This window comes from Halalkalibacter oceani (assembly GCF_040544555.1).
GTDB classification, from domain to species: domain Bacteria; phylum Bacillota; class Bacilli; order Bacillales; family Bacillaceae_D; genus Halalkalibacter; species Halalkalibacter oceani.
The window spans coordinates 70,566-96,420 of sequence record NZ_JBEPKD010000014.1; the positions used below are offsets into that span (position 1 = coordinate 70,566).

General features: G+C 47.3%; 30 protein-coding genes, 1 tRNA gene and 1 pseudogene. 9 read left to right on the plus strand and 23 right to left on the minus strand.

Going from position 1 to position 25,855, the window contains the following annotated elements:
* Positions 1–133: 133 nt before the first annotated feature.
* The 6 genes from ABMB67_RS14975 to ABMB67_RS15000 form a co-directional block, all read right to left on the minus strand.
* On the minus strand, positions 134–598 hold the full coding sequence (locus tag ABMB67_RS14975) for a hypothetical protein (RefSeq protein ID WP_354572547.1): 465 nt from the start codon (positions 596–598) through the stop codon (positions 134–136).
* Between the two features lie 88 nt (positions 599–686).
* Positions 687–1,004: a DUF3221 domain-containing protein gene (locus ABMB67_RS14980; protein WP_354572548.1), complete on the minus strand. Its 318-nt coding sequence runs from the start codon at positions 1,002–1,004 to the stop codon at positions 687–689.
* 29 nt (positions 1,005–1,033) lie between these two features.
* Complete coding sequence (locus ABMB67_RS14985; protein WP_354572549.1) at positions 1,034–1,363, minus strand: type II toxin-antitoxin system PemK/MazF family toxin; 330 nt, start codon at positions 1,361–1,363, stop codon at positions 1,034–1,036.
* A complete protein-coding gene (locus ABMB67_RS14990) occupies positions 1,363–1,641 on the minus strand; it encodes an AbrB/MazE/SpoVT family DNA-binding domain-containing protein (protein ID WP_354572550.1) in 279 nt (92 codons plus the stop codon). The genes ABMB67_RS14985 and ABMB67_RS14990 overlap by 1 nt, the downstream gene beginning before the upstream one ends.
* Positions 1,642–1,792: 151 nt before the next feature.
* Positions 1,793–1,865: transfer RNA gene (locus ABMB67_RS14995), tRNA-Ala, on the minus strand.
* Positions 1,866–1,944: 79 nt separating this feature from the next.
* A complete protein-coding gene (locus ABMB67_RS15000) occupies positions 1,945–2,103 on the minus strand; it encodes a hypothetical protein (protein ID WP_354572551.1) in 159 nt (52 codons plus the stop codon).
* Positions 2,104–2,213: 110 nt separating this feature from the next.
* On the opposite strand from ABMB67_RS15000, the gene ABMB67_RS15005 reads away from it, so the two are divergent.
* Positions 2,214–3,230: a potassium channel family protein gene (locus ABMB67_RS15005; RefSeq protein ID WP_251222886.1), complete on the plus strand. Its 1,017-nt coding sequence runs from the start codon at positions 2,214–2,216 to the stop codon at positions 3,228–3,230.
* Here the strand turns inward: ABMB67_RS15005 and ABMB67_RS15010 are convergent.
* The 3 genes from ABMB67_RS15010 to ABMB67_RS15020 form a co-directional block, all read right to left on the minus strand.
* A complete protein-coding gene (locus tag ABMB67_RS15010; protein WP_354572552.1) occupies positions 3,217–3,636 on the minus strand; it encodes a YugN-like family protein in 420 nt (139 codons plus the stop codon). The two genes, ABMB67_RS15005 and ABMB67_RS15010, sit on opposite strands and share 14 nt — an antisense overlap.
* Before the next feature lie 110 nt (positions 3,637–3,746).
* Positions 3,747–5,093: a glucose-6-phosphate isomerase gene (locus ABMB67_RS15015; protein WP_354572553.1), complete on the minus strand. Its 1,347-nt coding sequence runs from the start codon at positions 5,091–5,093 to the stop codon at positions 3,747–3,749.
* Between the two features lie 296 nt (positions 5,094–5,389).
* Positions 5,390–6,553 carry an iron-containing alcohol dehydrogenase gene (locus ABMB67_RS15020; RefSeq protein ID WP_354572554.1) on the minus strand — a complete coding sequence of 388 codons (1,164 nt, stop codon included), beginning with the start codon at positions 6,551–6,553 and terminating at the stop codon, positions 5,390–5,392.
* 167 nt (positions 6,554–6,720) lie between these two features.
* Between ABMB67_RS15020 and ABMB67_RS15025 the strand changes: the two genes are divergently transcribed.
* The gene (locus ABMB67_RS15025) at positions 6,721–6,948 is read left to right on the plus strand and encodes a DUF378 domain-containing protein (protein WP_251222882.1); all 228 of its coding nucleotides are present in this window, start codon (positions 6,721–6,723) and stop codon (positions 6,946–6,948) included.
* A gap of 38 nt (positions 6,949–6,986) precedes the next feature.
* Here ABMB67_RS15025 and yugI read toward each other — a convergent pair whose 3' ends face one another.
* The 5 genes from yugI to ABMB67_RS15050 form a co-directional block, all read right to left on the minus strand.
* Positions 6,987–7,412, minus strand: coding sequence for a S1 domain-containing post-transcriptional regulator GSP13 (yugI, locus tag ABMB67_RS15030; RefSeq protein WP_251222881.1), 426 nt, complete (start codon positions 7,410–7,412; stop codon positions 6,987–6,989).
* A gap of 208 nt (positions 7,413–7,620) precedes the next feature.
* Positions 7,621–8,754, minus strand: a complete 1,134-nt coding sequence (locus ABMB67_RS15035; RefSeq protein ID WP_354572555.1) for a DEAD/DEAH box helicase — start codon at positions 8,752–8,754, stop codon at positions 7,621–7,623.
* Positions 8,747–9,559 (minus strand): hydroxyethylthiazole kinase, encoded by an 813-nt coding sequence (gene thiM, locus ABMB67_RS15040; protein ID WP_354572556.1) that lies wholly within the window; start codon positions 9,557–9,559, stop codon positions 8,747–8,749. Before thiM ends, ABMB67_RS15035 begins: the two co-directional genes overlap by 8 nt.
* A 163-nt stretch (positions 9,560–9,722) precedes the next feature.
* On the minus strand, positions 9,723–10,901 hold the full coding sequence (locus ABMB67_RS15045; protein WP_354572557.1) for an aminotransferase: 1,179 nt from the start codon (positions 10,899–10,901) through the stop codon (positions 9,723–9,725).
* The gene (locus ABMB67_RS15050) at positions 10,901–11,395 is read right to left on the minus strand and encodes an Lrp/AsnC family transcriptional regulator (RefSeq protein WP_251222878.1); all 495 of its coding nucleotides are present in this window, start codon (positions 11,393–11,395) and stop codon (positions 10,901–10,903) included. The genes ABMB67_RS15045 and ABMB67_RS15050 overlap by 1 nt, the downstream gene beginning before the upstream one ends.
* A gap of 221 nt (positions 11,396–11,616) precedes the next feature.
* Between ABMB67_RS15050 and ABMB67_RS15055 the strand changes: the two genes are divergently transcribed.
* Positions 11,617–12,177, plus strand: coding sequence for a cysteine hydrolase family protein (locus ABMB67_RS15055; RefSeq protein ID WP_251222877.1), 561 nt, complete (start codon positions 11,617–11,619; stop codon positions 12,175–12,177).
* A 209-nt stretch (positions 12,178–12,386) separates the two neighbouring features.
* On the opposite strand, the gene ABMB67_RS15060 is transcribed toward ABMB67_RS15055, so the two are convergent.
* Positions 12,387–12,860: an S-ribosylhomocysteine lyase gene (locus tag ABMB67_RS15060; RefSeq protein ID WP_251195248.1), complete on the minus strand. Its 474-nt coding sequence runs from the start codon at positions 12,858–12,860 to the stop codon at positions 12,387–12,389.
* 58 nt (positions 12,861–12,918) lie between these two features.
* Complete coding sequence (locus ABMB67_RS15065) at positions 12,919–13,371, minus strand: hypothetical protein (RefSeq protein WP_354572558.1); 453 nt, start codon at positions 13,369–13,371, stop codon at positions 12,919–12,921.
* A gap of 179 nt (positions 13,372–13,550) precedes the next feature.
* Between ABMB67_RS15065 and ABMB67_RS15070 the strand changes: the two genes are divergently transcribed.
* The 3 genes and pseudogenes from ABMB67_RS15070 to ABMB67_RS15080 form a co-directional block, all read left to right on the plus strand.
* Positions 13,551–14,384, plus strand: a complete 834-nt coding sequence (locus tag ABMB67_RS15070; RefSeq protein WP_354572559.1) for a YihY/virulence factor BrkB family protein — start codon at positions 13,551–13,553, stop codon at positions 14,382–14,384.
* Between the two features lie 76 nt (positions 14,385–14,460).
* Positions 14,461–14,733 carry an HU family DNA-binding protein gene (locus ABMB67_RS15075; RefSeq protein WP_251195251.1) on the plus strand — a complete coding sequence of 91 codons (273 nt, stop codon included), beginning with the start codon at positions 14,461–14,463 and terminating at the stop codon, positions 14,731–14,733.
* 390 nt (positions 14,734–15,123) lie between these two features.
* Positions 15,124–15,397: pseudogene (locus ABMB67_RS15080) on the plus strand (hypothetical protein); the annotation flags it as partial.
* Positions 15,398–15,867: 470 nt separating this feature from the next.
* On the opposite strand, the gene ABMB67_RS15085 reads toward ABMB67_RS15080, so the two are convergent.
* Entirely contained in the window at positions 15,868–16,323 is a 456-nt protein-coding gene (locus ABMB67_RS15085) for an RDD family protein (protein WP_251193145.1), read from the minus strand.
* A gap of 155 nt (positions 16,324–16,478) precedes the next feature.
* On the opposite strand from ABMB67_RS15085, the gene ABMB67_RS15090 reads away from it, so the two are divergent.
* Positions 16,479–17,051, plus strand: a complete 573-nt coding sequence (locus ABMB67_RS15090; protein WP_354572560.1) for a biotin transporter BioY — start codon at positions 16,479–16,481, stop codon at positions 17,049–17,051.
* 190 nt (positions 17,052–17,241) lie between these two features.
* On the opposite strand, the gene ABMB67_RS15095 is transcribed toward ABMB67_RS15090, so the two are convergent.
* The 5 genes from ABMB67_RS15095 to ABMB67_RS15115 form a co-directional block, all read right to left on the minus strand.
* Entirely contained in the window at positions 17,242–18,561 is a 1,320-nt protein-coding gene (locus tag ABMB67_RS15095; RefSeq protein WP_354572561.1) for a Na+/H+ antiporter family protein, read from the minus strand.
* 366 nt (positions 18,562–18,927) lie between these two features.
* On the minus strand, positions 18,928–20,016 hold the full coding sequence (locus tag ABMB67_RS15100; RefSeq protein ID WP_251222870.1) for a DctP family TRAP transporter solute-binding subunit: 1,089 nt from the start codon (positions 20,014–20,016) through the stop codon (positions 18,928–18,930).
* A 45-nt stretch (positions 20,017–20,061) separates the two neighbouring features.
* The gene (locus ABMB67_RS15105; protein WP_354572562.1) at positions 20,062–21,330 is read right to left on the minus strand and encodes a TRAP transporter large permease; all 1,269 of its coding nucleotides are present in this window, start codon (positions 21,328–21,330) and stop codon (positions 20,062–20,064) included.
* A 24-nt stretch (positions 21,331–21,354) separates the two neighbouring features.
* On the minus strand, positions 21,355–21,870 hold the full coding sequence (locus ABMB67_RS15110; protein WP_251193150.1) for a TRAP transporter small permease: 516 nt from the start codon (positions 21,868–21,870) through the stop codon (positions 21,355–21,357).
* Positions 21,871–22,101: 231 nt separating this feature from the next.
* Positions 22,102–23,535, minus strand: coding sequence for a M17 family peptidase N-terminal domain-containing protein (locus tag ABMB67_RS15115; RefSeq protein ID WP_354572563.1), 1,434 nt, complete (start codon positions 23,533–23,535; stop codon positions 22,102–22,104).
* A 235-nt stretch (positions 23,536–23,770) separates the two neighbouring features.
* Here ABMB67_RS15115 and ABMB67_RS15120 point away from each other — a divergent pair, with 235 nt between their 5' ends.
* Entirely contained in the window at positions 23,771–24,247 is a 477-nt protein-coding gene (locus tag ABMB67_RS15120; protein WP_354572564.1) for a divergent PAP2 family protein, read from the plus strand.
* A 12-nt stretch (positions 24,248–24,259) separates the two neighbouring features.
* Positions 24,260–25,060, plus strand: coding sequence for a cobalamin-binding protein (locus ABMB67_RS15125; protein WP_354572565.1), 801 nt, complete (start codon positions 24,260–24,262; stop codon positions 25,058–25,060).
* Between the two features lie 113 nt (positions 25,061–25,173).
* Here the strand turns inward: ABMB67_RS15125 and spsC are convergent, their stop codons facing one another.
* Positions 25,174–25,839 (minus strand): stationary phase survival protein SpsC, encoded by a 666-nt coding sequence (gene spsC / locus ABMB67_RS15130; RefSeq protein ID WP_390188939.1) that lies wholly within the window; start codon positions 25,837–25,839, stop codon positions 25,174–25,176.
* Positions 25,840–25,855 lie beyond the last annotated feature (16 nt).

The window sequence follows — 25,855 nt, forward strand, 5'->3', positions numbered from 1 at the left end:
CCAATGAACTGATTTTCAAAAAACAAACTCCGGACCGGCTTTATATGCTTTGGGTCCCAGGCGAGCAAAAGGAAGACCGCTCCTTATGAGCAACCTTCCTCCTGCTGGCGATATAAAAATAAAAATGTCTGTTTTAGTTAAAAATCATCTTCCATTTCCCGTTTATCTCTTTCAGCTCTATTTTGGCATCAGCTAGTTCCAATTGTCTTCCATATGTACTCATTACAGTAGCCTTATCTAGTAAATCAGAATTTCCTTCTAAAATGTCGTGATAAAAATCTTGTAAGACGTAATAGTCACCGAAATCATGCTGTACTACGAAGTAATTCTCTATAGAAAAACCCTCTATCTGTTTTATAAAAACCTTATACGTATGCTTAGCAAAAATCATATATAAGAAATAATAGGTTCCATTATCAGATTCAAGGTCTTGCAAAATGAGATGACGTCCTTGCTTGAGCATTTTCAGGATTAAGTGACGCTTCTCCATACTCATTTCAATACCTAGGTACAATAGCTCTTCCTCATTTCCCTCGTGAAAATCGTTTACAGTTAAACCGTTTAGAATATCATCAACGTTCGCCAGTGTTAAATACATATAAACTCTCCTCTTTTTGAAAAGACGGATAGGAAGTTTGATTGGGTAAGGTTTTATCTATCACTTTAGACAATGAGAAAGTGCCTTATCAAGGAAATTCAATTCGCGTGGCTTGCGAGGTTGCTGGAGCAGAATCCAAAATCCCCTCTGTCCAAATTGATATCGTTTGCCCTACCGAATATTGCTCTATTAAGTTAGAATCAGGGATGCCAAATCTGATTTCAGAACCAATATTTGTTCTATAAGGAGATGTTTGATACGGGACCTCCTGAATCTGGACTATTAACGTGTTGTCCTGTATATCGACAATATTGCCAACCATGTCATGACCGTCAGAAGGGGGCGCGCTGTTCGCACATGATACCAAAATGACACTTACAGTGATAAATACTAATAAGCTTTTCAATGATACACCCTCCCATGAGTGTAACGTCATTATCCCAAGAAAGTATGGATCAGCTTAAGGCAATTTTGAACAATCTTTTCCGGTGCTTTTTCTTTCATAGTAAAGCCTCGCGCGCGCCAATCCAGACTTTTCACTTGATCTGTTAAGATCACTCCCTCAATCGCTAATTCACCTGGAAGAGCCACTTCAAAAGGATAGCCTTTTTGTTGACGGGTGATTGGACAGACTACCGCAAATCCTGTCACCTCATTAAAAGGTTTCGGACTTAAAACAATAGCAGGTCTTGTTCCAGCTTGTCCATGACCGGATTGAGGGTTGAAATTAACATAAACCAAATCTCCACGATCAGGAGTACTCATTATAAGGATTCATTCCCTTCCGTGCCAAAGTCGATTTCTTGATGCCGATTCTCTTCTGTCACTTTGGATAATAACCCATCTAATGTCACTTTTTCCTTTTTCGCTTTAACTGTCAACGTATCATTTTCAACATGCAGCTCAATCTCTGAGCCCTGCTCGATCTCAATTTGCTCCGCAACATGTTTAGGAATGCGAATCGCTAAGCTATTCCCCCACTTTTGTACTTTTGTCGTCACGGTCATCACATCCTTATTTTTTGTTCCATGCTTATTATCCATTGTATCACCTCGCTCTTTTGTTGTATATACTATGTATATACAACAAAAGAGGACTCTATACATACTGCCTCATTCTTCAGACGCTCATCTAAAAACAAAAAAGACCAGATGTCCTTCAAAAAGAAGAACAATCTGATCTTTTATATTCCGATGGAGCCAAGGGGGCTCGAACCCCTGACCTCTACGCTGCCAGCGTAGCGCTCTCCCAGCTGAGCTATGGCCCCGTATTCGATTTGTGTCGGACAACATCTAATTTACCTCTCTTGCGCAAAAAAGTCAAGCATAAATTAGAAAGGAGGCTGATTAAAAAATCAGCTCCAGCACCCACCAGGCGAGACCTGCTATGACGGCGGCGACTAGGGAGCTCAGGACGTTTTCCAGTGTTAGCTTACGCTGCTTGACGATATCCACTATCAGCCAGCCGCAAAAAATAGCAAATGCAAAGACAATCGCAGAAACCAAGGTCGCTCTCTCCTTCTTTTACTCATGCTCCTTATCGTAACAGAGCGTGACTGATCCGGCAAGAGCTTGGCAATACTAGCTGACAGGAGAATTAGAAATGAGGAGACGTTATGCTACAGTGGTTGATGTTTCGAACATTAATGGGAAAGGTGCCTTTTCTCGTCAAATTGCTCTTGGTCATTCTGTCCATTGCCTGCCTCATTGGTGGAGCCGTTCATTTGCTTGAACCGTTGAAGTTTCCGACCTGGTTTGATGGCATTTGGTGGGCGTTGGTTACGGTGTCGACGGTCGGCTATGGAGATTTTGTACCTGTGACGATCATCGGGAGAGCTTTGGCGATTTTACTGATTTTTGTCGGTGTCGGAGTAATGACGTTACTTGTCACGACTCTTGCGTCAATTGCATTTTCCACCAATCAGTCGTTTCGTTATGGCGAGCTCGCTTTTGTAGGGGAGGGGCATATTATCATCATTGGCTGGAACGAGCGGAGCAAGCATACGATTGAAAATGTTCAGGAGGTTGAGCCGGGAACACCGATCGTGCTGATTGACGAAACATTAACCGAGGCTCCTCCCGGCTATAAGCAGCTGCATTTTGTTAAAGGCAACAGCAGTGAAGACGCCGTGCTGAAACAGGCCAACATCGGTCTCGCTCAAAGTGTGCTCATTACTGCCAAGCAGCAGGGAAATGAATTTACAGCGGACGCGCGGACGATCTTAACGACACTGGCAGTCAAAAGCCAAAATCGCGATGTCTATACGATCGTCGAAATTTTGACGAAGGAGCAATTGGAAAACGCCTATCGGGCCGGGGCTGATGAATGCATTGAATCAACCACGCTGACAGGCGCTGTTCTCGTATCCAGCCTTCTCCACCACCATATGAGTGATGTTGTCGGCGACTTATTGAAATTTGATCAGATGAATCAATTATCGTTTCAGCCGGCTTCTGATCATCAGATTGGCTATCGCTTCATTGATGTATTGAAGGCAGGCTATGACGCCGGTGAACTGCTGATCGGCATTAAACGCCGGGAGCGTGTACTGCTTCATCCGCCTGCCGAAACGCTCGTCCAGGTTGACGACGAATTAATTATGATCATCCGCCGCCTTACTAAAGCAAAGTAAGCTCAAGCTCCTGAATAAGGCTGCGGGCCGTCGGCATAAATTTCGGATCGAGTGAAGCGTCCTTATCGACCGGCTTCTGGAATTGATTGACGACGCTATTGTACGACATCCGAAACAAGCCGTCGAACGGATCTGCATCCTTCTCCAGGTCCTCTTGAAACTGATGGTTGAGCAAGAACGGCTGACCGAGTTCAACCATTACGCCGCGCTGGTCCAATTCGCCGTCCACCGCCTTAAAGGGCAAGCGTAAAAACGTGTAGCCATCCTGTTCATCAATTTTGTAATCAAAGTAACCGTGATCATACTCCCAGCCGCCGCCAATCCGATAACCAAGCGGCTTAAGCTTTTCCTCCAGTACACTCAGCTTATATTGTTTCCCCTCAACAGAAGAAGGAAGTGCAAGCATCCGGCTTCACCCTTTCCAAGAAATTCACTCTTGGTCGTAGTGTAGCCTGCTCTTGCTGCTTTTATGTAAGGGAGGCAAAATCGCCAGCGACGGCTGTCCTGCAAGGAGTATTACTTTAATCTTGCTTCAAGCTCGGCTTTTTCTTTCTCGAAGCCGGGCTTCCCAAGGAGCGCGAACATATTTTTCTTATATGCCTCGACGCCAGGCTGATCAAACGGATTAACACCGAGCAAATAGCCGCTTATACCGCACGCTTTTTCAAAAAAGTAGACGAGATAGCCGAAGTGGAATTCATTTAATTCCGGGATATGGACAATCAAGTTAGGCACTCCACCGTCGGTATGGGCAAGCATCGTCCCTTCAAACGCTTTTTTGTTGACGAAATCAATCGTTTCCCCGGCTAAATAATTCAAGCCGTCCAAATCGCTGTCCGCTTCCTCAATCGTCAGTTCTTCCCTGACCTTTCCGACATGCAGCACCGTTTCAAACAGATTGCGCCGCCCATCCTGAATGTATTGGCCCATCGAATGAAGGTCGGTCGAAAAATCGACAGCCGCCGGGAAGAGACCTTTGCCGTCCTTCCCTTCACTTTCGCCGTACAGCTGCTTCCACCATTCACCGACAAAGTGCAGCGCAGGCTCATAATTAACCATCACTTCAATGCTCTTTCCTTTGTTGTAAAAAATTTGGCGAATCGCCGCATATTGATAGGCCTGATTTTTTGCTAAATCAGGAGTCGCTAAATCTTCGCTTGCCTGACGCGCGCCATTCATCATCGCTTCGATATCAAGGCCGGCTGCGGCAATCGGCAACAGTCCGACCGCCGTCAGCACAGAAAAGCGTCCTCCTACGTCATCAGGGACAACAAACGTCTGATAGCCTTCCTCATCGGCCAATGTTTTCAGGGCGCCCTTCTTCCTGTCAGTCGTGGCGTAAATCCGTTTTCTTGCTTCCTCGCACCCGTACTTCTGTTCAAGGTACTGGCGGAAAATCCGAAAAGCGATCGCCGGCTCGGTCGTTGTCCCTGATTTGGAGATGACATTGAGCGACACATCCTTTCCATCAAGCAGCGTCAGCAAATCCTTGATGTACGTCGAGCTCATATTGTGACCAACGAAAAAGACTTGCGGTGCTTTGCGCTCTTCTTTTCCTAGAAGATTGTAAAACGAATGCTGCAAGGCTTCGATTGCGGCGCGCGCCCCTAAATAAGAGCCGCCAATTCCGATCACGAGCAGCACGTCGGAATCTGACTTTATTTTCTCGGCCGCTGCCTGAATCCGGCTGAACTCTTCGCGATCGTACGCTGAAGGCAAATCAACCCACCCAAGATACTCATGGCCCGCTCCGCTCTTCTGATGAAGAGCTTCGTGAGCGGCTGTGACCGCATTTTGCATATACGTTACTTCATCTTGTTGAAAAAATGAAAGAGCCTTTGAATAATCAAATTGAAGTGTCATCGTTCCATCTCCTTTATCCAAACAACATTAAGTCAAGTCATCCCCAACTTTAACGAATCCGGCCAAAAGAAGCAAGTTGTATATACAAGATTGTCCGCTTCCCTTTCCTCTATTCAAAAAAGTCCTCTTACTTGATGCCCGCCCTGCAAAAAAAAGAAACCTCTTTGGCTTAAACAAGCGGGCTTTTGTGTCTATTGGCAATGGCTTCACACGCCCCAAGCCCGTTGTGAGAAACCCACTCATAAAAACAAAGCCGCAGAAAAAGGGAAAATCATCCTTTTTTCTGCGGCTACGCCCTATAGGGCAGCTGTTAAAATTTTCTCCACATCAGCTTGCGCTAACTTTTTGAAATTCCCAAATTCCCCGCGATTTGAAGCAATTTCAGCCATTCGCGCTACCTGGCTGTCATCAATTTCATAATCAGCAAGCTTATTTGGCGCGCCGAGCGACGTCCAGAATTCAGTCAGGCGGGCGATGCCTTCCTTCGCAATGTCCTGATCGCTTTTGCCTGCCGGATCAACGTTGAAGACGCGGGTTGCCAGCTGGACATGGCGTTCGATCCGTTCGTCCAGGGTATAAGCAAGCCAGTGCGGGAATAAGATCGCCAGTCCGCCGGCATGTGGGATATCATAAACGGCGGATACGGCATGCTCCATATTATGGGTTGCCCAATCACCTTGCAGCCCCATTTGCGTAATGCCGTTCAAGGCCATTGTTCCGCAATAGAGAATCGTTTCCCGATGCTCTTCGTTCTCTAAATCATCAAGCAGCTTCGGTGCTGTCTCGATGACTGTAAGCAAAATCGATTCCATAATCCGATCCTGCAACGGTGTGTTGTCCGCTTTGTGAAAATAAGCTTCGATTACATGGCTCATCATATCGACGATGCCGTAAACGGTTTGATCGCGCGGAACCGTAAGCGTATTTTTCGGATCGAGAATCGAAAAAGCCGGATAGGAATACACGCTGTTCCAGCCAAGCTTTTGATTGATCTCCCAATTGGTGATCACTGAATTGGCATTCATTTCCGAGCCTGTCGCCGCCAATGTTAAAATCGTGCCTAACGGCAATGCTCCTGTCGGCTTCGCCTTCTTCGTGATGACATCCCAAAAATCGCCGTCAAACTTGGCTCCTACCGCAATTGCCTTACTCGCGTCAATGACGCTTCCGCCGCCAACAGCAAGCACAAGCTCAACATCATGCTCACGGCACAGGTCGATCCCTTTTTGTACAGTCGTCAAACGGGGATTAGGCTCCACTCCGGCAAGTTCCACTACGGAAGCATTGATTGATTGAAGCTGGCCGATCACCTGGTCATAGAGACCGTTTCGTTTAATGCTGCCACCGCCGTAAACGAGCAGCACACGTTGGCCGTACTTTTGGACCTCCGCAGCCAATGCGCTGTTTTGTCCTTTGCCGAATAGTAATTTTGTCGGATTGCGAAAAATGAATGGATTCATCATACCCCTCCTTGATTATCGTCTCTTCTATTATCCTCAATTGCTCAAAAAATGTAAACGATTGGCACTTGCGATCCATGCATAATTGTTAATCTGTTATCTCATGCTATGGGTAAGACACAACCACGACTTGTTGTGTACATTCTTCGACAATGGAGGTGAATAAGTTGAGCGGTATTCAACGCACAGCGTTAGTATTAGCCATTATCGGCGCAATAAACTGGGGTCTGATTGGCTTCTTCCGCTTTGATTTAATTGCTGCAATCTTCGGTGGACAGGCAGCGGCATTCTCACGGGTCATTTACGCAATTGTTGGTTTAGCTGGTCTCTATTGTATCTCTATTCTATTCAAGCCTGATGAAGAGCTTGAACGCGTTCCGGAAACCCAACGCTAATTAAAGAGGGTGTCCCGCTTGGGACACCCTCTTTTCTATTATTTTTTCGCGCGTTTGTTCAGGTCAGCTTGAATTTCATTTGATTGCTTCAACCACTCTTTAAGCTTATCTTCAAGTGTGTTAAAGCCTTGCTGCTGGCTTTTTTGCGGCTGTGGCTTGCGTCCTCCCGGTGCGCCGCCCCCTGCGTTGCGCGGCTTAGCCGGACGAGCCGGGCGTTCAGGCGCTTCTTGTGTAGCGCGGATGGAAAGAGAGATCTTTCCTGATTCTTCCTCAACGTTCATAATTTTTACTTTAACTTCATCGCCAACTTTCAATACGTCGTTAATGTCCTTTACAAAACCATGAGCTACTTCTGAAATATGAACAAGCCCCTGCTTTTTGTCATCAATCGCTACGAAAGCACCGAACGGCTTAATGCCTGTAACCTTTCCTTCTACAATACTGCCTACTTCATAATTTGACATACACATACATCTCCTAAATAATTTTTAACCTTTTGATTTTAACACAGAAAGGTCCTTTACGCAAAAAACAGTTCTTTTTGAACGTTTACCCGTTTTTCCGAAAAGAAAACAAGGGGCCGCTTTTTCGTAATGATCGTAGCCGTTTCCTGATTTTGAGAGCCTTTCTAAGCATTGTGCGAGGCTGTCGCTCGTCATCTTTTATATAAAACTACGCCTTCAGCTGGCCGTGCGTCAGAAAACGTTCCTGTAATGTAAGCTTCAGATCACGCTCATATTTTTCCAGCTTATATTCACTTGCTTTATCAATCAACGTAATGACCGTACCGGCTTTCCCCATTCTTCCTGTCCGTCCGGCACGATGCAAATAGCTGTCAGGATGGGACGGGGCGTCGACCTGGATCACGTGGGTAATGTTCTCGACATCCAGCCCCCGGGCCGCGACATCCGTTGCCACGAGAATGTGGACGTCTCCTTGTTTAAATTGCTGCAGCGCCTGCTTGCGTTCCTCTTTTGATTGTTCAGAAGAGAGGGCTGACGCCTTCACGCCTTTAAACGTAAACTTATCCACGGTCTCATAGACGGTTTCCAGCTGGTTGACGAAGACAAGTCCCTTCGTAATGTTTTCAGCGTGAATAATCCGTCTGGCGACATCAATCCGATCCCGCTTGTCCGCTCTGACAAAAAGATGCTCAACTGTCTCTGTCTGCAACAGGCCACCTTCGGCTTCGACCTGAACGACAAACGGAACAGCATCAGCAATCTTTGCTTGAAAGTCAGCTGGGATCGTCGCTGAGACAAATAAAAACTGCGTGTCGCGGCCGGCGCGCTTGGCGATTTGCAGCGTCGCTTCCCAGGATGGGCGCTCGGCAATCATCCGGTCTGCTTCATCAACCGCGACGACTTTCACTTCATGAACCTTCAGCTTTTTCATTTCAATTAATTCAAGCAGCCTGCCCGGCGTTCCCACCGCGATTTGCGGCTTTTGCTTTTTTAGTCGTTCGACCTGACGCTTTATATTCGCCCCGCCGATAAAAGAACCGATTTGCAACGGATGGTCGGCTGTCAGCTCCTTCGCGACGTCAACGATTTGCATCGCCAGCTCCTGTGTCGGTGCCAATACAACCGCCTGCAGCCCCTTTTGCCCAGCGTCGATGCTGGCCAGCATCGGCAATAAGAACGCCAATGTCTTTCCCGTCCCCGTTTGGGAGCGGGCAATGAGCGACTGCCCGGCCAGCGCCTCAGGCAGCATTTTCTGCTGAATATCTGTTGGCTCCGTGATCCCTTGCTTCGCTAAAGAATGCTGCAAGTAATCCGGTAATTGTTGAAAGATTTCATTACTCATTTCCAGTTCCCTCATTTCTGCCATGTTCCACACGGCGCAGCTCGCTTACTTTTTCATCATCAAGCCGTGACAGCTGATCGAGAAACGCCATTTGGAATGAGCCGATACCCTTTTCAGCTGTTTCTCGATACGCCAGCTCGGCAGCCACTCCATAGCATGCCACCGCTTCGGTTGTCAGCTCAAGAATCCGCTCACGGTCAAGCGCGCTAAAGGCACCGATCACCGCGCCAAGCAGACAGCCTGTCCCGACGACTTTTGTTAACCATGGATGGCCGTTCGCCACCTTCAGCATTCGAGTTCCGTCTGTGATGACATCGACTTCCCCGGTGACAACGGCGACACAGTCAAATTGCTTTGCCGCGCGACGAGCAACGTCACCGGCATCACCAGAAACCGACCCGTCAACTCCTTTGACAGCTCCCTCCACACCGATCAGCGAAGCGATCTCTCCTCCGTTCCCCCGCAGGACATCGACCTTCACTTCAGCTAAAATTTTCAGGCTCATCTCCGTGCGAAATGTTGTCGCTCCGGCGCCGACAGGATCAAGAATGACTGGCACACCGGCCTGATTGGCTGCCTTCCCCGCTTTGACCATACTCTCAATCTGCTCTGCTGAAAGCGTGCCAATATTTAACAAAAGCGCCCCGGCGACAGCGGCCAAATCGGCGACTTCTTCCTGCGCGTACGCCATCACAGGGGAAGCGCCAATCGCCAGCAGCCCGTTCGCTGTAAAGTTCGTTACGACGCTGTTTGTCATACAATGAACAAGTGGATTATGCTCCCTCATTTGCTCAAGCACTCTCATCTATTATTCACCCTCCATCTTCGGTATAAAAGTTCCAGTTATTGGCCACACTGCTTAGTACAATCGTAATCCCCTACCACATAAAGCAGGGTGACTCATCTGGAAGCTTGACTCGGTCAAAAAGTCAACTTCCTATGAGTCACCCCTTTTTTTCGTCTGAAGCTTACAATTTTTGCAACAGGTTCCCGATTCTTTCGACGGCCACTTCCAAATTGTCCATGGAAGTCGCGTAGGAGCAGCGGATATGTCCTTCCCCGCCAGCCCCGAATACATGACCGGGGACAACCGCCACCCGTTCTTCCAGCAAAAGCTTCTCGGCAAACTGTTCAGAAGTCAGCCCGGTTGAAGCGATCGATGGAAAGGCATAAAACGCCCCGCCCGGAGTATGACAGCTTAAGCCGATCTCTGCAAAAGATTTCACGATAAAATTGCGCCGCTGTTTATACGACTGCTTCATTTTCTCGACATCATCCATCCCGCTTTGCATCGCTTCAAGCGCTCCGTATTGGGCCATCGTCGGGGCACACATTAAGCTGTATTGATGGATTTTCAGCATCGCCGCAAGCAGGTCGGGCGGAGCCAATACATAGCCAAGACGCCAGCCCGTCATCGCAAAAGCTTTCGAAAAGCCTGAAATTAAAATCGTCCGCTCTCTCATGTTCGGCAATGAAGCGAAGCTGACATGGTCTTCATCATAGCTGAGCTCAGCGTAAATTTCATCCGAAAAAACAATCAGGTCATAGCGTTCGGCGATTTCGGCGATTTCTTTCATCTCCGCCGCATTCATCGTGGAACCGGTCGGATTATTTGGAAAACAAAGCATAATCGCTTTTGTTTTCGGCGTAATCGCCGCCTCAATTAGCGCTGCCGACGCTTTGAAATCATTTTCACTACTCGTCCCGACCGGAACCGCTACCCCTCCGGCCATTTGAACGAGCGGGGCGTAAGAGACGAAGCTCGGTTCGACGACGATCACTTCATCGCCTTCATCGAGAATCGCGCGCATCCCGATATCAATCGCTTCGCTTGCCCCGATCGTCACGAGAATTTCGTTTTCCGGATCATAGCTGACCGAAAAGCGCCGCTCCATATAAACAGCGATTTCTCTTCTCAGCTCGATAAGGCCGGCATTGGCGGTGTAGGCGGTAAAACCACGCTCAAGCGAGGAAATGCTTGCTTCCCTTACATTCCACGGCGTGACGAAATCCGGTTCTCCAACGCCGAGCGAAATGATATTTTCCATTTTTGAAGCCAAATCAAAAAAGCGTCTAATCCCTGAAGGCTGGATCGACTGCACCCTTTTTGAAAGGCGGCTGTTCACTTTCGTTTGTGAGGGCGTCATCATGGCGTCACCACAATGCGGTGATCTTCTTCTCCTTGCTCGAATACGACCCCGTCATGCTTATATTTTTTCAATTGAAAATGAGTCGTCGTGGAGATGACAGTATCAATCGTTGACAGCTTCTCTGAAACGAAACGCGCCACTTGAGACATCGTCTTTCCTTCAATCACGACAGAAAGATCATACGCTCCGGACATTAAATAAAGAGCTTTCACTTCCGGGAAACGATAAATACGCTCCGCCACTTCATCAAAGCCTACCCCTCTTTGCGGTGTTACCTTCACATCAATAACAGCTGTTACACTTTCCTGCTGTTCTACTTTGCTCCAGTCGATTACCGCGGAATAGCTTAAAATGACTTTATCTTCCTCAAGCTTCTTTAAAATCGCGCTAACCTCTTCCTCCGTTGCATCGACCATCTTTGCTAAAGTAGGCAAGGAGACGCGACCATTCTCTTCAATAATGTGCAATATTTCTATCTCGGTTCCCTTCATCCCTCATACTCCTTCCATTGAAACTCACTTTCATCTTTATCTTATATTTTATTTATCATACCATATCAATGAATCGAGCACGAATGGCTTTTCAATCTTTTTTTGAACATATTTTAATTCATCACCATCGTCAGGTTTTCTTTCTTTACAGCGGGGAACGATATAGAAGAAAGCTCAGCCTCAGCGATGAGTGAGTCAGAAAAAATGGAGGTGAGGGTCTGATGGAGCCGCCAGCTCGCTCGCGTTATGCGTTGTTAATTATCGATATGATTAATGATCTTGAGTTTGAACACGGTCCTTGTTTATTTCCTTATGCGTTTGAAGCGGCAAAACAAATCGCCATCTTAAAAAAACGGCTGAAAGCAATCGGAGTGCCGATTATTTACGTCAATGATAATTATGGGAGATGGCAGTCCGATTTCCCCGGAATTGTCGATCATTGCATGCAAGAGGGAATGACCGGCAAGCCGATCGTCGAGTTAATTAAACCGGATGAAGATGATTATTTCGTCCTGAAGCCGAAGTTCTCCGGCTTTTTCGCGACACCATTAGAGTTACTGCTTACACATTTAGAAGTCGAAACGCTTATTATTACGGGTGTAGCGGGCAATATGTGCGTTCAGTTCACCGCCAATGACGCCTATATGCGTGACTATAAACTCATTGTCCCGGCTGACTGTGTCGCTTCAAATACGGTCGATACCAATAACGAAGCGATTCATTTAATGCGCGACGTCCTGAAAGCAAACGTCTCTCCAGCGAAGGAAATTGACTTTGAATAAGAAAATCGCTGTGCGAATTTCTTAGAAGCACTGTGCGGAGCTGTCACAAAGGCCTTTGTTCTCCATGAACGTGGGGTTCTTTCATGGAGAGCGTAACGCGCGGAACAAGTCGTTCTTCCTTTATAAAATCGCTGCCGGAAGAGATTAGACATTCATAATAAAAAAATGGCTGAGCCGCCTTACAGCAGCCCAACCACTTTTCATTTTACTTAGCCAAATACTTGCTCCAGCTCGGCCTTGTCCTGTTCAAGCCAAAAGCGCATCAGTCGCTTGGCTCCTTCAAGGTCATGGAGCTTCGCCTGCCCGCATTGCTTTTCCGTCGCTGCCGGAACTTCGTCCAGTTCAACCGAATAGGTCATCGTTTTTTCAAGCACGTCGATGATTTCTTTGACCGTTGGGGAACCGCTCATAATTAAGTAGAAGCCGGTTTGACAGCCCATCGGCGATAAATCAATGACATCAAAATGCTTGTAATCTTCCGCAAAACGGCGAATGTTAAGCGCAAGAAGATGCTCCATCGTATGGATCACATCCGGCTTCATCGCCTGTTTATTTGGCTGGCAAAAACGAATATCGAATTTATTAACTTCTCCATCTGTTCCGACGACATGCTTTCCGCAATGTCTTACATAGGGCGCCTTGACGATCGTATGATCGAGCTCGAAGCTTTCAACAGTTGGCATAATATGTTCAACTCCTTAAAATTGGCTAGTTTCATTATAACAGAATTCAGCCTGGCCTTCATCGTTTACCATCGACCTCCACCGGAAGCTGATGCTCAGCAGCAAACGCTCGAAGATGCCCGCTGAAATCGCTCGGCTGAAAGCGGTGAAGGCGCAAACGCATAGCTTTTTTCACATAAATGAGGACGATCGTCCGCTCGCCGAGATGAATAAAATGCAGCTTCTCAATTTGTCCGGCCTGAACGATCCGCTGCTTCACCATCAGGCCGAGCAGACGAATCTCATACCGCAGTCCATCGTCTGACACATGGAGGCGGTAATGGGTCGTCATCGCGGCCACAAAGAAAAACAGCAGCACATAAGCGAGGTAGGAATAGTGGGATTCCCAGGCGTATGCGTACGTCAGCGTGACGATAAATAACAAAATCCAGAGAATCTTGCCTTCCTTCGCGTAATACGTCGCTTGCCCGCCCTCCTTGTCATCAGGCCGTTGTTGCGTCGTTTCGTTCATCATCATTTCTCCCTTCTTAGGACCGGTACAGCTTTTCCGTTTTCCATTATACATGAGATTCAAATTCGGGTAAGGTAGAATAAGAAAGAAGGTCGTTTCTTAAGAAAAACGCTAGTGTCCTTTCTCGTATCAACCGGCAATTTTTTTACTTTTTGATCTTTGGACAAAGGAGTTATGGAATGAGACAGTCACGTTTTTTGACGATATTCATTAAACAACTTAAAACAGATCCAATTCCCGACTGGGCAGCGACCCTCGCTTATTATTTCATGCTTTCGATTTTTCCGCTGCTGATCTTCATGCTCGCCCTTATTCCCTATTTTAACTTGGACGGGGATATGATCGGTCAGCTCATTCACGATTATTTGCCGGCCGATTTAGCCGACCTAATTTCAACGACGATTCTTGAAGTCGTCAGCGAGCCGCAAGGAGGGTTATTATCTTTCGGGATTTTGGCGACAATCTGGTCAGCTTCCAACGGCGTCAATGCCTTGATCAGAGCTGTCAATCGCTCCTACAATATTGAGGAGACCCGCAATTTTTTTAAGCTGCGTATTCTTTCGATTTTTCTCACGCTCGGGATGATCATCGTCATCGTCGCCACCTTGCTGCTTCCTGTTTTCGGCAACGTGATTATCCGTTTTATTGAAACGTACTTCTTTCTGCCGGAGGAGACAGCCGTTCTGTTGAATATGCTGAGATGGGTAATCGGCATTGCCTTGATGACGTTCGTTTTAATGATTTTATATTGGGTGTCCCCCAACGTTCGTTTAAAATTCAGGGATGTGATCGTCGGGGCGCTTACTGCAACGGTCAGCTGGCAAATTATTTCCTTCGCCTTTTCTTCCTATGTCAGCAACTTCGGCAATTTCTCGGCGACGTATGGAAGTTTAGGAGGCGTGATTATTCTGATGCTCTGGTTTTTCCTGACCGGCTTAATTCTCGTCCTCGGCGGCGAGTTGAACGCATCGCTCTATTTGCAAAAAAAAGACAGAATTCCTCCACATAAATAATCTACCATGTATAAAGCAAATGATTTTGGACATAATGGTAGCAGATTGCTAGTTAAAGGAAATGGAGTTGATTAAGATGAATAAAACAGAACTCGTTCAGGCAGTAGCAGAACGCACGCAATTATCGAAGAAGGATGCGGGGAACGCTGTCAATGCAGTATTTGATTTAATTACAGAAACGATGTCTTCAGGAGATACCGTTCAACTAATTGGCTTCGGAAACTTCGAAGTACGCGAGCGCGCCGCCAGAAAAGGCCGCAACCCGCAAACTGGAGAAGAAATTGACATTGCAGCAACAAAGACACCGGCCTTTAAAGCTGGTAAACAGCTGAAAGAAGCTGTTAAATAACAAAAAAAGCGAGGAGCTTCCTCGCTTTTTTTGTTATTTGTCATGGGATCGTTACTTTGTTATCATTTTGTTAGCATGCTATCCCGAGGTGATTTGATGTCTTTCCTTATGAGCCTAGTTGTTGGCCTCATTGTATTAGCTCTCCTCTTTCTCATTACCCATCTATTTCAGCTTGAGTGGCTGAAAACGGCCAACTATTCAGTCTGTCGACAAAGTCGACAGGTTTTTTTGTTTAGTAGTCAGGGTTCGACGCTTCGACCTCGCTACCGGGATGGGGGGCACGCTTTCCGCAGGCGGGCGTTGAACTAACCGGCAAGCCGGTGGATTTCAACCTGCCCTTCCCTCCTGCAGGAGTCGGCCCTCCCATCCCGTCCGCTTTTTCTTGTGCGATACCCTGAGTACAGCTCCAATCCGAGTGTGTGTCAGAACTGTCCAGTGCTTTCTCAATGTACCAAAAACAAAGACCATAAGAAGCTGGTTTTACGCCACATTTGGCAGGTTGCGTTTGACGAAGCTGAAGGGGCTCGAACAAAATTCCATGCAGGCGATGCTTGCTTTTGCTGCCTTGAATCTGAAAAAACTGGCGACATGGCTCTGGAGGAACACTAAACCGACAGTCCCATCTCAGGAAAACCATACAAAAAATGTAAAAACGGATTTGTGAGTCATATCCCAAAGCCGTTTTGTCTACGGTCTGTATTCCTTTGTTTATTTTCTTTCGTTAGTAGTGACCATCATTATTGTCGTGTTCGTGCGAAAGCGAAGAAAGGAGTAGCTTCAGCAGCTTTTTTTCTTCGCGTTACGAAAAGGAAGTTTGGCAGTGGATTCTTCAGCCCAGCAGTGTTTTCAAGGTTGAGTTAGCGGCCTGTCTAATTTTATAATCCGGATCGTGTCCATACGCTCTGACGATTGGTTCAGCTATCTCCTTATATTTACGGCCCTCTGCTGTCGAAAATAGTTTGATCACATTTTCCACTTTACATTGCCATTATCGCTCTGCCGCCACTCCTCGATTTCGGCTTGTAATAATTGCTTTATCCATTCCACTCTCCTGATATATTCTTTTCTGTAATTAGAAAGGAATAGAAAACGCCAAATCAAACGGACAACAATCCAGCTGATTTGGCGTTTTTGTTAGCTTTCTTCTTGATAGGGATTGATGTCTTTCGGTTTTTGATAGGTGACATATGTTTGGGCCAGCATGTCATGGATCGAGCGTTTATCCTTGCGGAAGACCACCATAAAAATACTCACAATGAAGGCAATTCCCAGTGTAATGACATAGACAAAGCCCGCGACGATCGTCCGCAGCAGCATCGCACCAATTCCGACATCACTTCCGTCCAGCTTCACAATGCGGATGCCGCAAATCCGTTTGCCGACTGTATAGCCGTGCCAGAAAACAGGCAGCAGCAACGTGTACAAGAGATTCACTGCGCCTTGAAAGTTCTCAAACGTATCCGATTCTAAACTGACATCGATTCCGATCAAAGAACCAACAATCAACACCGCAACAAAAATTAATAACCCATCAATAATAAGTGCTCCTAAACGAATCCAAAAACCGGCTGGTTGTTCGACCACTTCCATCACTCCTATGTATCTCTATATTTGAGTCAATTACCCATTATACCTTGATTTCACTCCAATGAAAACAATCGTTAATCAACTAAATTAGGAAGTTGACAATCATCGAAAATATGACTATTCTATTGTTAACCAATTAAAGAAAGTAGTGAACAATAATGTCAACCCGTAAACGTTTTATTGCGACAGGAGACATGGTACTTGTCGCGATGTTTGCCGCTTTAATGGCGATCGGCGCCAACCTGACATCGTTTCTCGTGATTGGCTCTGTGCCGATTACGTTGCAGACGCTTTTTTCGATTCTTGCCGGGGCATTGCTCGGCAGCAGGCTGGGCGCTTTAGCGATGACGGTTTATCTTTTCGTCGGACTGGCGGGCTTCCCGGTGTTCGCTCAATTTCGCGGCGGGTTATCGACCTTGCTTAGTCCCAACTTCGGCTTTTTGCTTTCTTATCTTCTCGTTGCTTTCGTCACAGGACTCATCATTGAAAAAAGCCGCACAAAAGCGTTGCGCACTTTTCTGATCGCCTGCTTTACCGGACTCGTAATAAACTATGTATTCGGCACTCATTATATGTATTATGCTTTTCAATTTCTTGCAGGACTGGAAGCGATCAGCTATCAGCTCGCCTGGGCATGGATGGCCGCTCCGTTCGTAAAGGATACGATTCTGACCATTTTTGCCGCGATTCTTTCCCGCCGAATGTACGGTGTGATCCGCAAACGAGCTTGAGACAATGGGAGGCTTCTCCCTCTCAAGCTTAAGCAGTGTGCGAAGTCTGCGTCTGTGCCTGCTTTAAAAAAATCCGCTACCGAAGCGAGTTACTTCGATAGCGGATTTGCGCAAAACGGAGCCACTGCGCTTGCTCGACTCTTCTCTCACTTCCCCGTTTTAAAACTGCTCAAGAATTATATCAAATCGTTCACAGCACCATCGCTGCAAACCAGCCGAATAAAAAGAGCGGAATATTAAAATGGACAAAAGTCGGTACGCATGTGTCCCAAATATGATTGTGCTGCCCATCGGCATTAAGTCCGGCTGTCGGACCGAGCGTGCTGTCGGACGCCGGCGCTCCGGCATCACCTAAAGCTCCCGCCGTGCCGATTAACGCGATGATCGCCAATGGCGAAAAACCGGCCGCCATTCCTAATGGAACAAACAGCGTGGCAATAATCGGGATGGTCGCAAAGGACGAACCGATTCCCATCGTCACAAACAACCCGACGACGAGCATTAAAAAAGCGGCAGCCGCCTGGCTATCCCCGACGATGTTTGCCACCTGATCAACAAGCAGATCAACATGACCGGTTTCCCTGATCACAGCGGCAAACCCTGATGCTGCGAGCATGACAAATGAAATAAAGGCCATCATTCGCATCCCGTCCGTTACAACCCCATCAGCTTCCTTCCATTTCAACGTACCGCCTGCCAGAAGGACAATAATCCCCGCTAATGCCGCGATAATCATTGAATCTGAAATCGTCTGGACGACTAATGTGAGTAAAATCGCGATCACTGCAACAATAATCGACGCTCTCGTATAGTCCTGCTTTTCCTGTTTCACTCCGATCAAAGCACGGTTCTCATACGTCCGGCGCTTGCGATACGTCAGAAAAATCGCGATCAGCAGTCCGACGACAAGACCGGCTGTCGGGATCGCCATCGCTGTCGGAATATCCGCGAGCTGAATCGGCAAGCCATTTTCGTTCATGTTTTCAGCAATAATTTCATGAAACATCGCTCCAAAGCCATAGGGCAAAAAGATATACGGCGCCGTTAACCCAAAGGTCAAAATCGTCGCGATCGCTCTTCGATCAACCTTGAGTTCATTAAGAATTTTTAAAATCGGTGGAATTAAAATCGGAATAAAGGCAATATGAATCGGCACAACATTTTGCGAAAAACACGAAACAATCACTAGTAAAAAGAAGATCAACGCTTTCGACAACGCCTGTCTGCGGGAGTCCTGGCTTTTTCCGACAAGCTTAATCACAGCAGAAACCATCACCTCCGGCAAGCCGGTACGCGCAATCGCAACAGCAAAAGCCCCTAACAACGCATAGCTCAAAGCAACCGGCGCACTTCCGCCGAGTCCATCACTAAACACGCTGACGGTCTGCTCAAAGCCCAAACCGCCTAACAACCCGCCAATAAGCGCCCCAAGCGCCAGCGCTATCACCACATGAACCCGCGCCAAACTTAAGACGAGCATCACGATAACCGCAATTAATACAGCATTCATCTCTCTCAACCCCAAATCCTTTATCTTATTAAATCACTAATGAGAAAAAGCATCTTCTACGTTATCAAATCTGTTAAGTTATTGTCAAATACTATTTTTGGGGTGGGTGATGGGAATGGGCGAAGTTCGGATGCGGATTAAAAGAGGGTAATCCACCGCTCCTGAAATTTTTTTTACCAACATAAAATAGATAAAGAGCTTGAGACAAAACTAGCTTTGGACCTACTGGCAATGGCTTCACACGCCACAAGCCCGTTGTGAGAAACCCACTCACAACGGGCTTTAAAAGATCGTGGCGGTTCCGCTCATTGCTTAGAGAGGCTGGGAAAAAGGTAAAAAACAACCTTTTGTCCCAGCCTCCCTCCCTTATTCTGCCTCGGCAATCTCCTGCTCGAGCAAATCAAACATTTCCACACCTGCTTCGCTGATCTGTTCACGGAAATAGTTGCGTAACGGCATCGCCAGTTCTCTAAAGGCCTCGCGCTCTTCTTCCGTCAATTCAATGATCTCAGTCGGGTTATCTGTATCATCAATGATCGCCTGAAGCAGTTCTTCATTCATTTCCGTCTGCATGTCGAAGACGATTGGCTGCATTTCTTCGACCGTTTCATCGATCATCGCGCGAATGTCTTCCGGCAGCCCATTATAGAAATCAGGGTTGACCGTCGTCATCGCGACATAGTTGTTATGATTGGAAATCGTCAGATGGCTTTGCACCTCATGGAAAGAAGCATCTTCGATAAAGAAGATCGGGTTCTCTTGTCCATCAACTACGCCAGAATCAAGTGACGTGTAAAGCTCGCCCCAGCTTAAATCAATCGGTGAAGCTCCGTACGCGCGATAGGATTCCTGAATTAAAGGGGAAGCCTGTGTACGCATTTGAAAGCCTTCAAAGTCCGCCGGAGTTCGCAGCTCACGATTACCAGTCCAAGCCATTGCCCCTTCCGTCCAGAAAGCAAGCGGCTTAATATTTTGTTCTTCATACATGGCGGCCAGCTGAGTATTCAGCGCCTCGCTCGTATTTAAAATCTCCTGCGTGACAGCCTGGTCATCAGGAAAGAGAAATTGCAGCGCAAACACTTGCCCTTCGGCAACCATTCCACCAGTAAATCCCGGGGATACAATCGCAAATTCGACAGCCCCGCTCTGCAGCTGCTCAACCTGGTCAACCTCGCTGCCTAACGCACCAAACTCGAACGGATCCATCGTAATCCGGCCATCTGATTTCTCATAAAGGCGGTCGGCAAATTCAGCCGCATATTCATATTGAACCTGACCCTGCACTTCCTCTGTTACAAATTGCCAGTGGTACGTTTCTTCTCCGCCGGCAGCACCATCGCCATTGTCTGTTCCTTCATCACTAGCCGAATCATCAGCCCCTCCACATGCAGCAAGTGTCATGGTCAAAGCTCCAGCGAGGAAAATCGTTTTCCAATTTCTTCTTTTAAACGTCATCAAATACCCCCTGTTTGTTTTTTTATCTATTTGAAGGACGCCTCACTATAGTAAAAACAGTGAAATCTCCTCAAATACTATGATCAGTACCGAACAAAGCAACAGAATGAGAATGTACGGTGGTGTTCCGCGAATCACATCCAAATAGGATTTATTAAAGACCGCACTCGCCGTAAAAATATCGACCCCAAACGGCGGAGTCGCCGAGCCTAAAGCAGCCTGGAAGACGATGACAACACCGAGGTGGATCGGATCAATATCAGCCGTCATCGCAATCGGATAAAAGATTGGCGTTAAAATCAAAATGACGACAATCGGATCGACAAACATACAGCCAATAAAGAAAAACAAGGCGACAATAAAGAGAATTTGCAAGGCTGAAGGCTCAAAGCTGAGAATCGCATCCGCCGCCATTTGCGGAATACGCGCCCGCGAAATCAGCCACGAAAACGCCTGTCCCGCCGCTACAAGAATAAAGACAGCGGACGTGACCAGCCCGGTTGAAAGGGCGATTTTCGGAACTTGAGTAATCTTTATCGTCCGGAAAATAAGCAATTCTAAAATAAGAGCATATAAGACGGAAATACCGGCAGCTTCGGTCGGAGTGAAATGTCCAAAATAAATCCCGCCAACAATAATGACCGGAAATCCTAATGGAAACAACGCTTTGGCCGTGACCCTGCCGCGCTTGGCCCAGCTAAGCTTTTCGACTTTTGGGATATTATAAATCCGGGCATGAATATAGCTGTACAGCGCAAACATCACGAAGACCATCACACCTGGTCCAATTCCGGCGATAAACAGATCACCAACCGAAACGCGCGGTGCCGCCAGCGCATAAATGATCATCCCGATACTTGGCGGAATGAGTAAAGCAATATCACTGGAGTTGATAATGAGAGCAATCGCACTTGAGTCTTTATATCCAACTGAAAGCAGCCGCTTTCGCATCGGTCCGCCGATTGCCACCACGGTCGCCTGCGTCGAACCGGAAATCGAGCCGAATAACGTACATGCGGCGGCAGTCGTAATCGCGTAGCCACCCCGCAAATGTCCGACAAAGGCGCCGACAAAATCGAGCAGCCGTTTTGACGTTTTCCCTGTCGCCATAATGTCCGCCGCAAAAATAAACAACGGCACAGCGAGTAAAACATACGAGGAAATTCCCTGCATCATCTGCTGGACGAGCAGCATCGGGTCGACGTTCGGCATAAAAAAGACAATGACGGCCATCGCTGCTGCCAGCATCGGAATCATCATCGGGAACCCCAGTAATAAGAGCACAATCATAATTACGAGCATCGTTGCTAACATTCTTGGTTCCTCACAGTCGTTTTTTTATGAATAATCCTTTTTCTCCTGAGCTAAATACACTTCTTTTTCCTTAATATTCACCCACATGTTCCGTAAAAACTGAAGCGCGCCCAACCCGAGGCCAAGCGGCACAAAAAAGGCCATAAAGTACACCGGCATCCGCATCGCCGTCGTCACACGGCCGCTTTCATACAGCGACATAAAATAATCAAATCCATACTTAGCTAAAATAAACAGAAGAATAGAAGTAATAGCTGGAATAATAATGGAAAGAGCTTTTCTGATGGGAAACGGGGCGATATCAAAAAAAGCAGACATACTGATGTGCCTTCCCTTTCTGGCAGCATAGCTGATACCCATGAATGTCGCTACGGTAACAGCAAATAAACTGACTTCTTGAGAGAATGACCACCCGTCGCCTGTAATCGACCTGCTTAATACATTGCCGACAATCATAATCGCAATCACAATAATCGCGTAGCTCAAAATATATTCTTCAATTTTCATAAGCACTCGGTCTAACATCTTAACTACTTTCAAAGATTCATAACCTCCCTCCTATGAAATTATGTAAAAAAATGAATTCTAATCAAGAGCTATTAACAATCTTACTTGAATTGCTCCAGTTCCCACAATCTCCAGATTTTGTCTTAATTTTGGCTGAGCCTGAATATAAAGAGCTGAGCGTAGATCATAAGGCTCAGCTCTTTATATTCTCCTTACAACGCAAAAATAATCGCAAATACTCTGTCCATGTAAGATAAACTTCCATCAGTTGCCGATGAGGCTGTAAGCTAATGTGCGGGCGATCGCCCCGGTTGCCCCCTTCGGCTGAAGCGGGGTCGGGCAGGATTGCAGCGCTGTTCCGCCGATATCAAGATGGACCCATGGCGTGCTTCCGGCGAATTCAGCCAGAAACAGCCCATTTGCAATACTCTCAGCCTGCAGACAAGGATAGGTCAGATCTGCCAGATCACTTGCCGCCAATAGCTGTCGATAGCGCGTATCATTCGGCAAGCGCCAAATTGTTTCTCCTACATGCTCAGCCGCCGCTTGTACGCGCTCCAGCGATGCCGGATGATTCGTGATCGCGCCGGTCATCACCTCGCCAACGAATGAACGAATGGTCCCGCCGAAGAAAGCAACATCAATCAGAGCCGTCGCTCCAAGCTGCTTTGCATAGGTGATCCCGTCGGCGAGCAGCAAGCCTTCTTCCGCTCCTTCACCGGTGATTTCAATTGTGTTCTCGTTTAACGTACGAATCACAGCACCCTGCCTGATCGCCGGACGGTCCATTCTCCGTTCAGCCAGCGGTAGAACCGCCAAAATATTAGCGGCGGGCCGCACCGTGCCAATCATCTCCATCGCTGCCAGCACCGCCGCTGCACCGGCCCGTTCCCCGGCAAAGCCGTCCACCAGTCCGCCGCCAATCAAAGCGACTGCCTCTGCCGACGCCGGGTTCCCTTGATAAGAAAGAGTAAGCATCACCGCTTCGTTATCCTCCCCGGCTACAGCAACCATCGCTCCCAGCGCCAGCTTTTCCAATTCGGGACGTTTCAGTACATCATATTCATACTGATACTGTTCAGCGATCCGGCGCGCCTCCTCGACCACTTCCTCAAGCGTCAGCAAATTGCCTGGCACACTGCCGATTCGCCTCGCCAAGTTGACTCCTTCACCGATGCGAAAGCCCTGTTCCATCTCCTTTTGCAAAGCAGGATCAGCAGTAACGAGCGTGATTGCTTCAAGATAGATGTCAATTTCATTTGTTTTCGCTTTATAATCGATCCGCTCGTAAGCACTTAAAGCGATCGCTTCCCCTACCAAATATGCCGCCCGCTCCAGCGTCACAGACGGAGAACAGAAGCTCTCAGCCAAGAAAGCCACACCCTTGAGTTTATTGACACGGGCTTTTTTCACCGCTGTTGCGACAGCTTCCTGACATGCCGTTGGCGTATACTCCTCCAGCTTTCCTAAGCCGATGATATACACCACCTCCGCCGGCAGCCCGGCAAATGGAAAAAGCGTCGTGCAGGCACCGTGCTTCGCCGATATCCGCCCTTTTTTCTTTAAGCCGGTCAGCTGCTCATACAGCTGAGGTCCGGTTTCGTTAACGGCGGTGCCGAACCCCTCTTTTTCAAACAGACCGATGACCAAAGCTTCCTCACTGCTATTTGCCTCATACGTCTCCTTTATGTAGAACAAGTTCCTTCCCGTCCTTTCTTTTCATCCAAATAGAAAAACTCACTCTAACGCTAAAAATCTCCACTTACTTTATGATATAATGAATGTCACTCTTCCCCTACACATTTATCTTATTTCTTAGTAGGATATCGTGGGGACCGTGTCAAATGTTATGTGGGGCTCTATTAACAGGATTATTCCCTTTGATACCCCTTTACGATACCGGACGCCAAAAAGAAAGGACGTAATAACGACAATGGAGATACTCCACAACTTCCCTCTATGGGCGGCTCTCATCGCGATCGGGTTTGCTCAATTTGTGAAAGTCCCGCTTGCCTTCATCGCGACCAGAAAATTTGAATGGTCATTATTAACGAGCACTGGCGGGATGCCAAGCTCACACTCTGCTGCGGTAACCGCCCTTTCCACCGCCGTTGCGATTGAAGCGGGACTCGACTCAACTCTATTTGCGATTTCGGCTGTTTTCGGCATTATTGTCATGTTTGATGCGACAGGAGTCAGACGCCATGCCGGCTACCACGCGACTGTCATTAATCAACTGGTTACTGATTTTAACAAGCTCGTCGAAGAAGTAAAATCATGGCCAAAAAAGGAAGAAGTCGAAAAAAGAAAAGAGCTGAAGGAACTTCTCGGCCATCAGCCGATTGAAGTATTTTTCGGAGGGTTGCTTGGAATTGTAATCGCCATTATTCTTCATCTCAGCATTCATTAAAGGAGCGTCGGCATGAGACTGATATCAATTTGCCCAAGTAATACAGAATTGCTGGCTTATTTGGATTTGACCTCTCATTTAGTTGGAATCGATGACTATTCGGATTGGCCCCCGCTGGACCATCTTCCCCGCCTCGGACCTGATTTATCGATTCGCATCGATGAAGTGGAGGCATTAAAGCCGGACCTTGTGCTGGCCTCTCTAAGCGTTCCCGGAATGGAACGCAATATTGACGAACTTCAAAAACGAAATATCCCTCATGTCGTATACCAGCCAAATTCCTTGGCAGACATTCATGCTAATTTAGTGCATCTCGGTTCCTTAACCGGAAAAGAAGCCGAAGCAAAAGCTGTCGGCGAAAAGTTCCAAGCCTTTATCCGCCATTATGAGGAATGCGCCAAAAACGTGGAGCCGGTCCGCTTGTACTGGGAGTGGTGGCCTAAGCCCGTCTTCACCCCCGGAGGCCTTAACTGGTTAACGGAAATCAGTGCCCTGGCCGGTGGAAGCAACGTCTACCAGCACGTTGATGTCGCAAGTGTCCAAACAGACTGGGATGATGTGTACAACCAACAGCCCGACCATATTTGCCTTGCCTGGGTCGGCGTGGCAACCGATAAAATGAAGCCGGAGCTTCTATGGAAACGGCCAAACTGGCCGGAGCTTGAGGCCGTGCGAATGAATCGGATCCATCTGCTCGAAGAGTCGCTGTTCTGCCGGCCTTCGCCGCGTCTGCTGTTCGGCTTAAAGAAGCTTGCCGCCATCCTTCATCCACATGCCTTCCCTAAAAATGATGAGCTTGATCCGTTACGATAAGAAAGCGCCACCGTCAGTCATCGGCGTAACATACGAATCCGGCGCTTTCCTCGAATCATCTAAAAAAAAACCGCCTCCAGGTAAACCAGCTCCTGGAGCGCGATTCTGATTGCTTAATTCAGTTGATTGCGAAACACCTGGACAGCTTCATTTTCATTCAGAGCAAGCAATTCTTCCTCTGTCAATGTGCCATCCCCTTTTTTCACAACGTACACATCCACTTCCCGCTTTCCCCATTTTTCATAAACATCTTTCACCGATGGATAATATAAGTCTATTTTGTTCCCCTTGATCGCAGAGCCTGTATCAGCGACTACGCCGTAACCATAACCAGGAATAAATAAGACCGTTCCGATCGGATAGACGTTCGGATCAGCGGCAATCGTCGAATAAAGGTCACGCTTCACCTGAACGCCTGAGAATGTTATCCCGTAGCTCGGGTGATCCGGATGCTTTCCCGTTGATTCATAGCCGGCTGTATATCCGGTCGCCACGACTCGCTCGCTTGGATATTTCGACCAGTCAATCGCTTCCTCTAACGTCACATCTTCCGCTTCGACAACTTCATAAGACATCGATTGTGATGATGTGTTCAAAAATGGAAGTGACTTTGCCTGCAACGTCACGGCTTTGTGCATCGTATCTCTAGCTGTATGTAGCACCTCGGCTTCGTTAAATTTGTCCTGAAAAAACCATTCTTGAATATCGGCTGCTTTCACGCCTGAGAATGTTTGAAATGTTGACATGAATGCGAGCACGAATAATCCGAGCATACCCATTCTTTTGCCTACACTT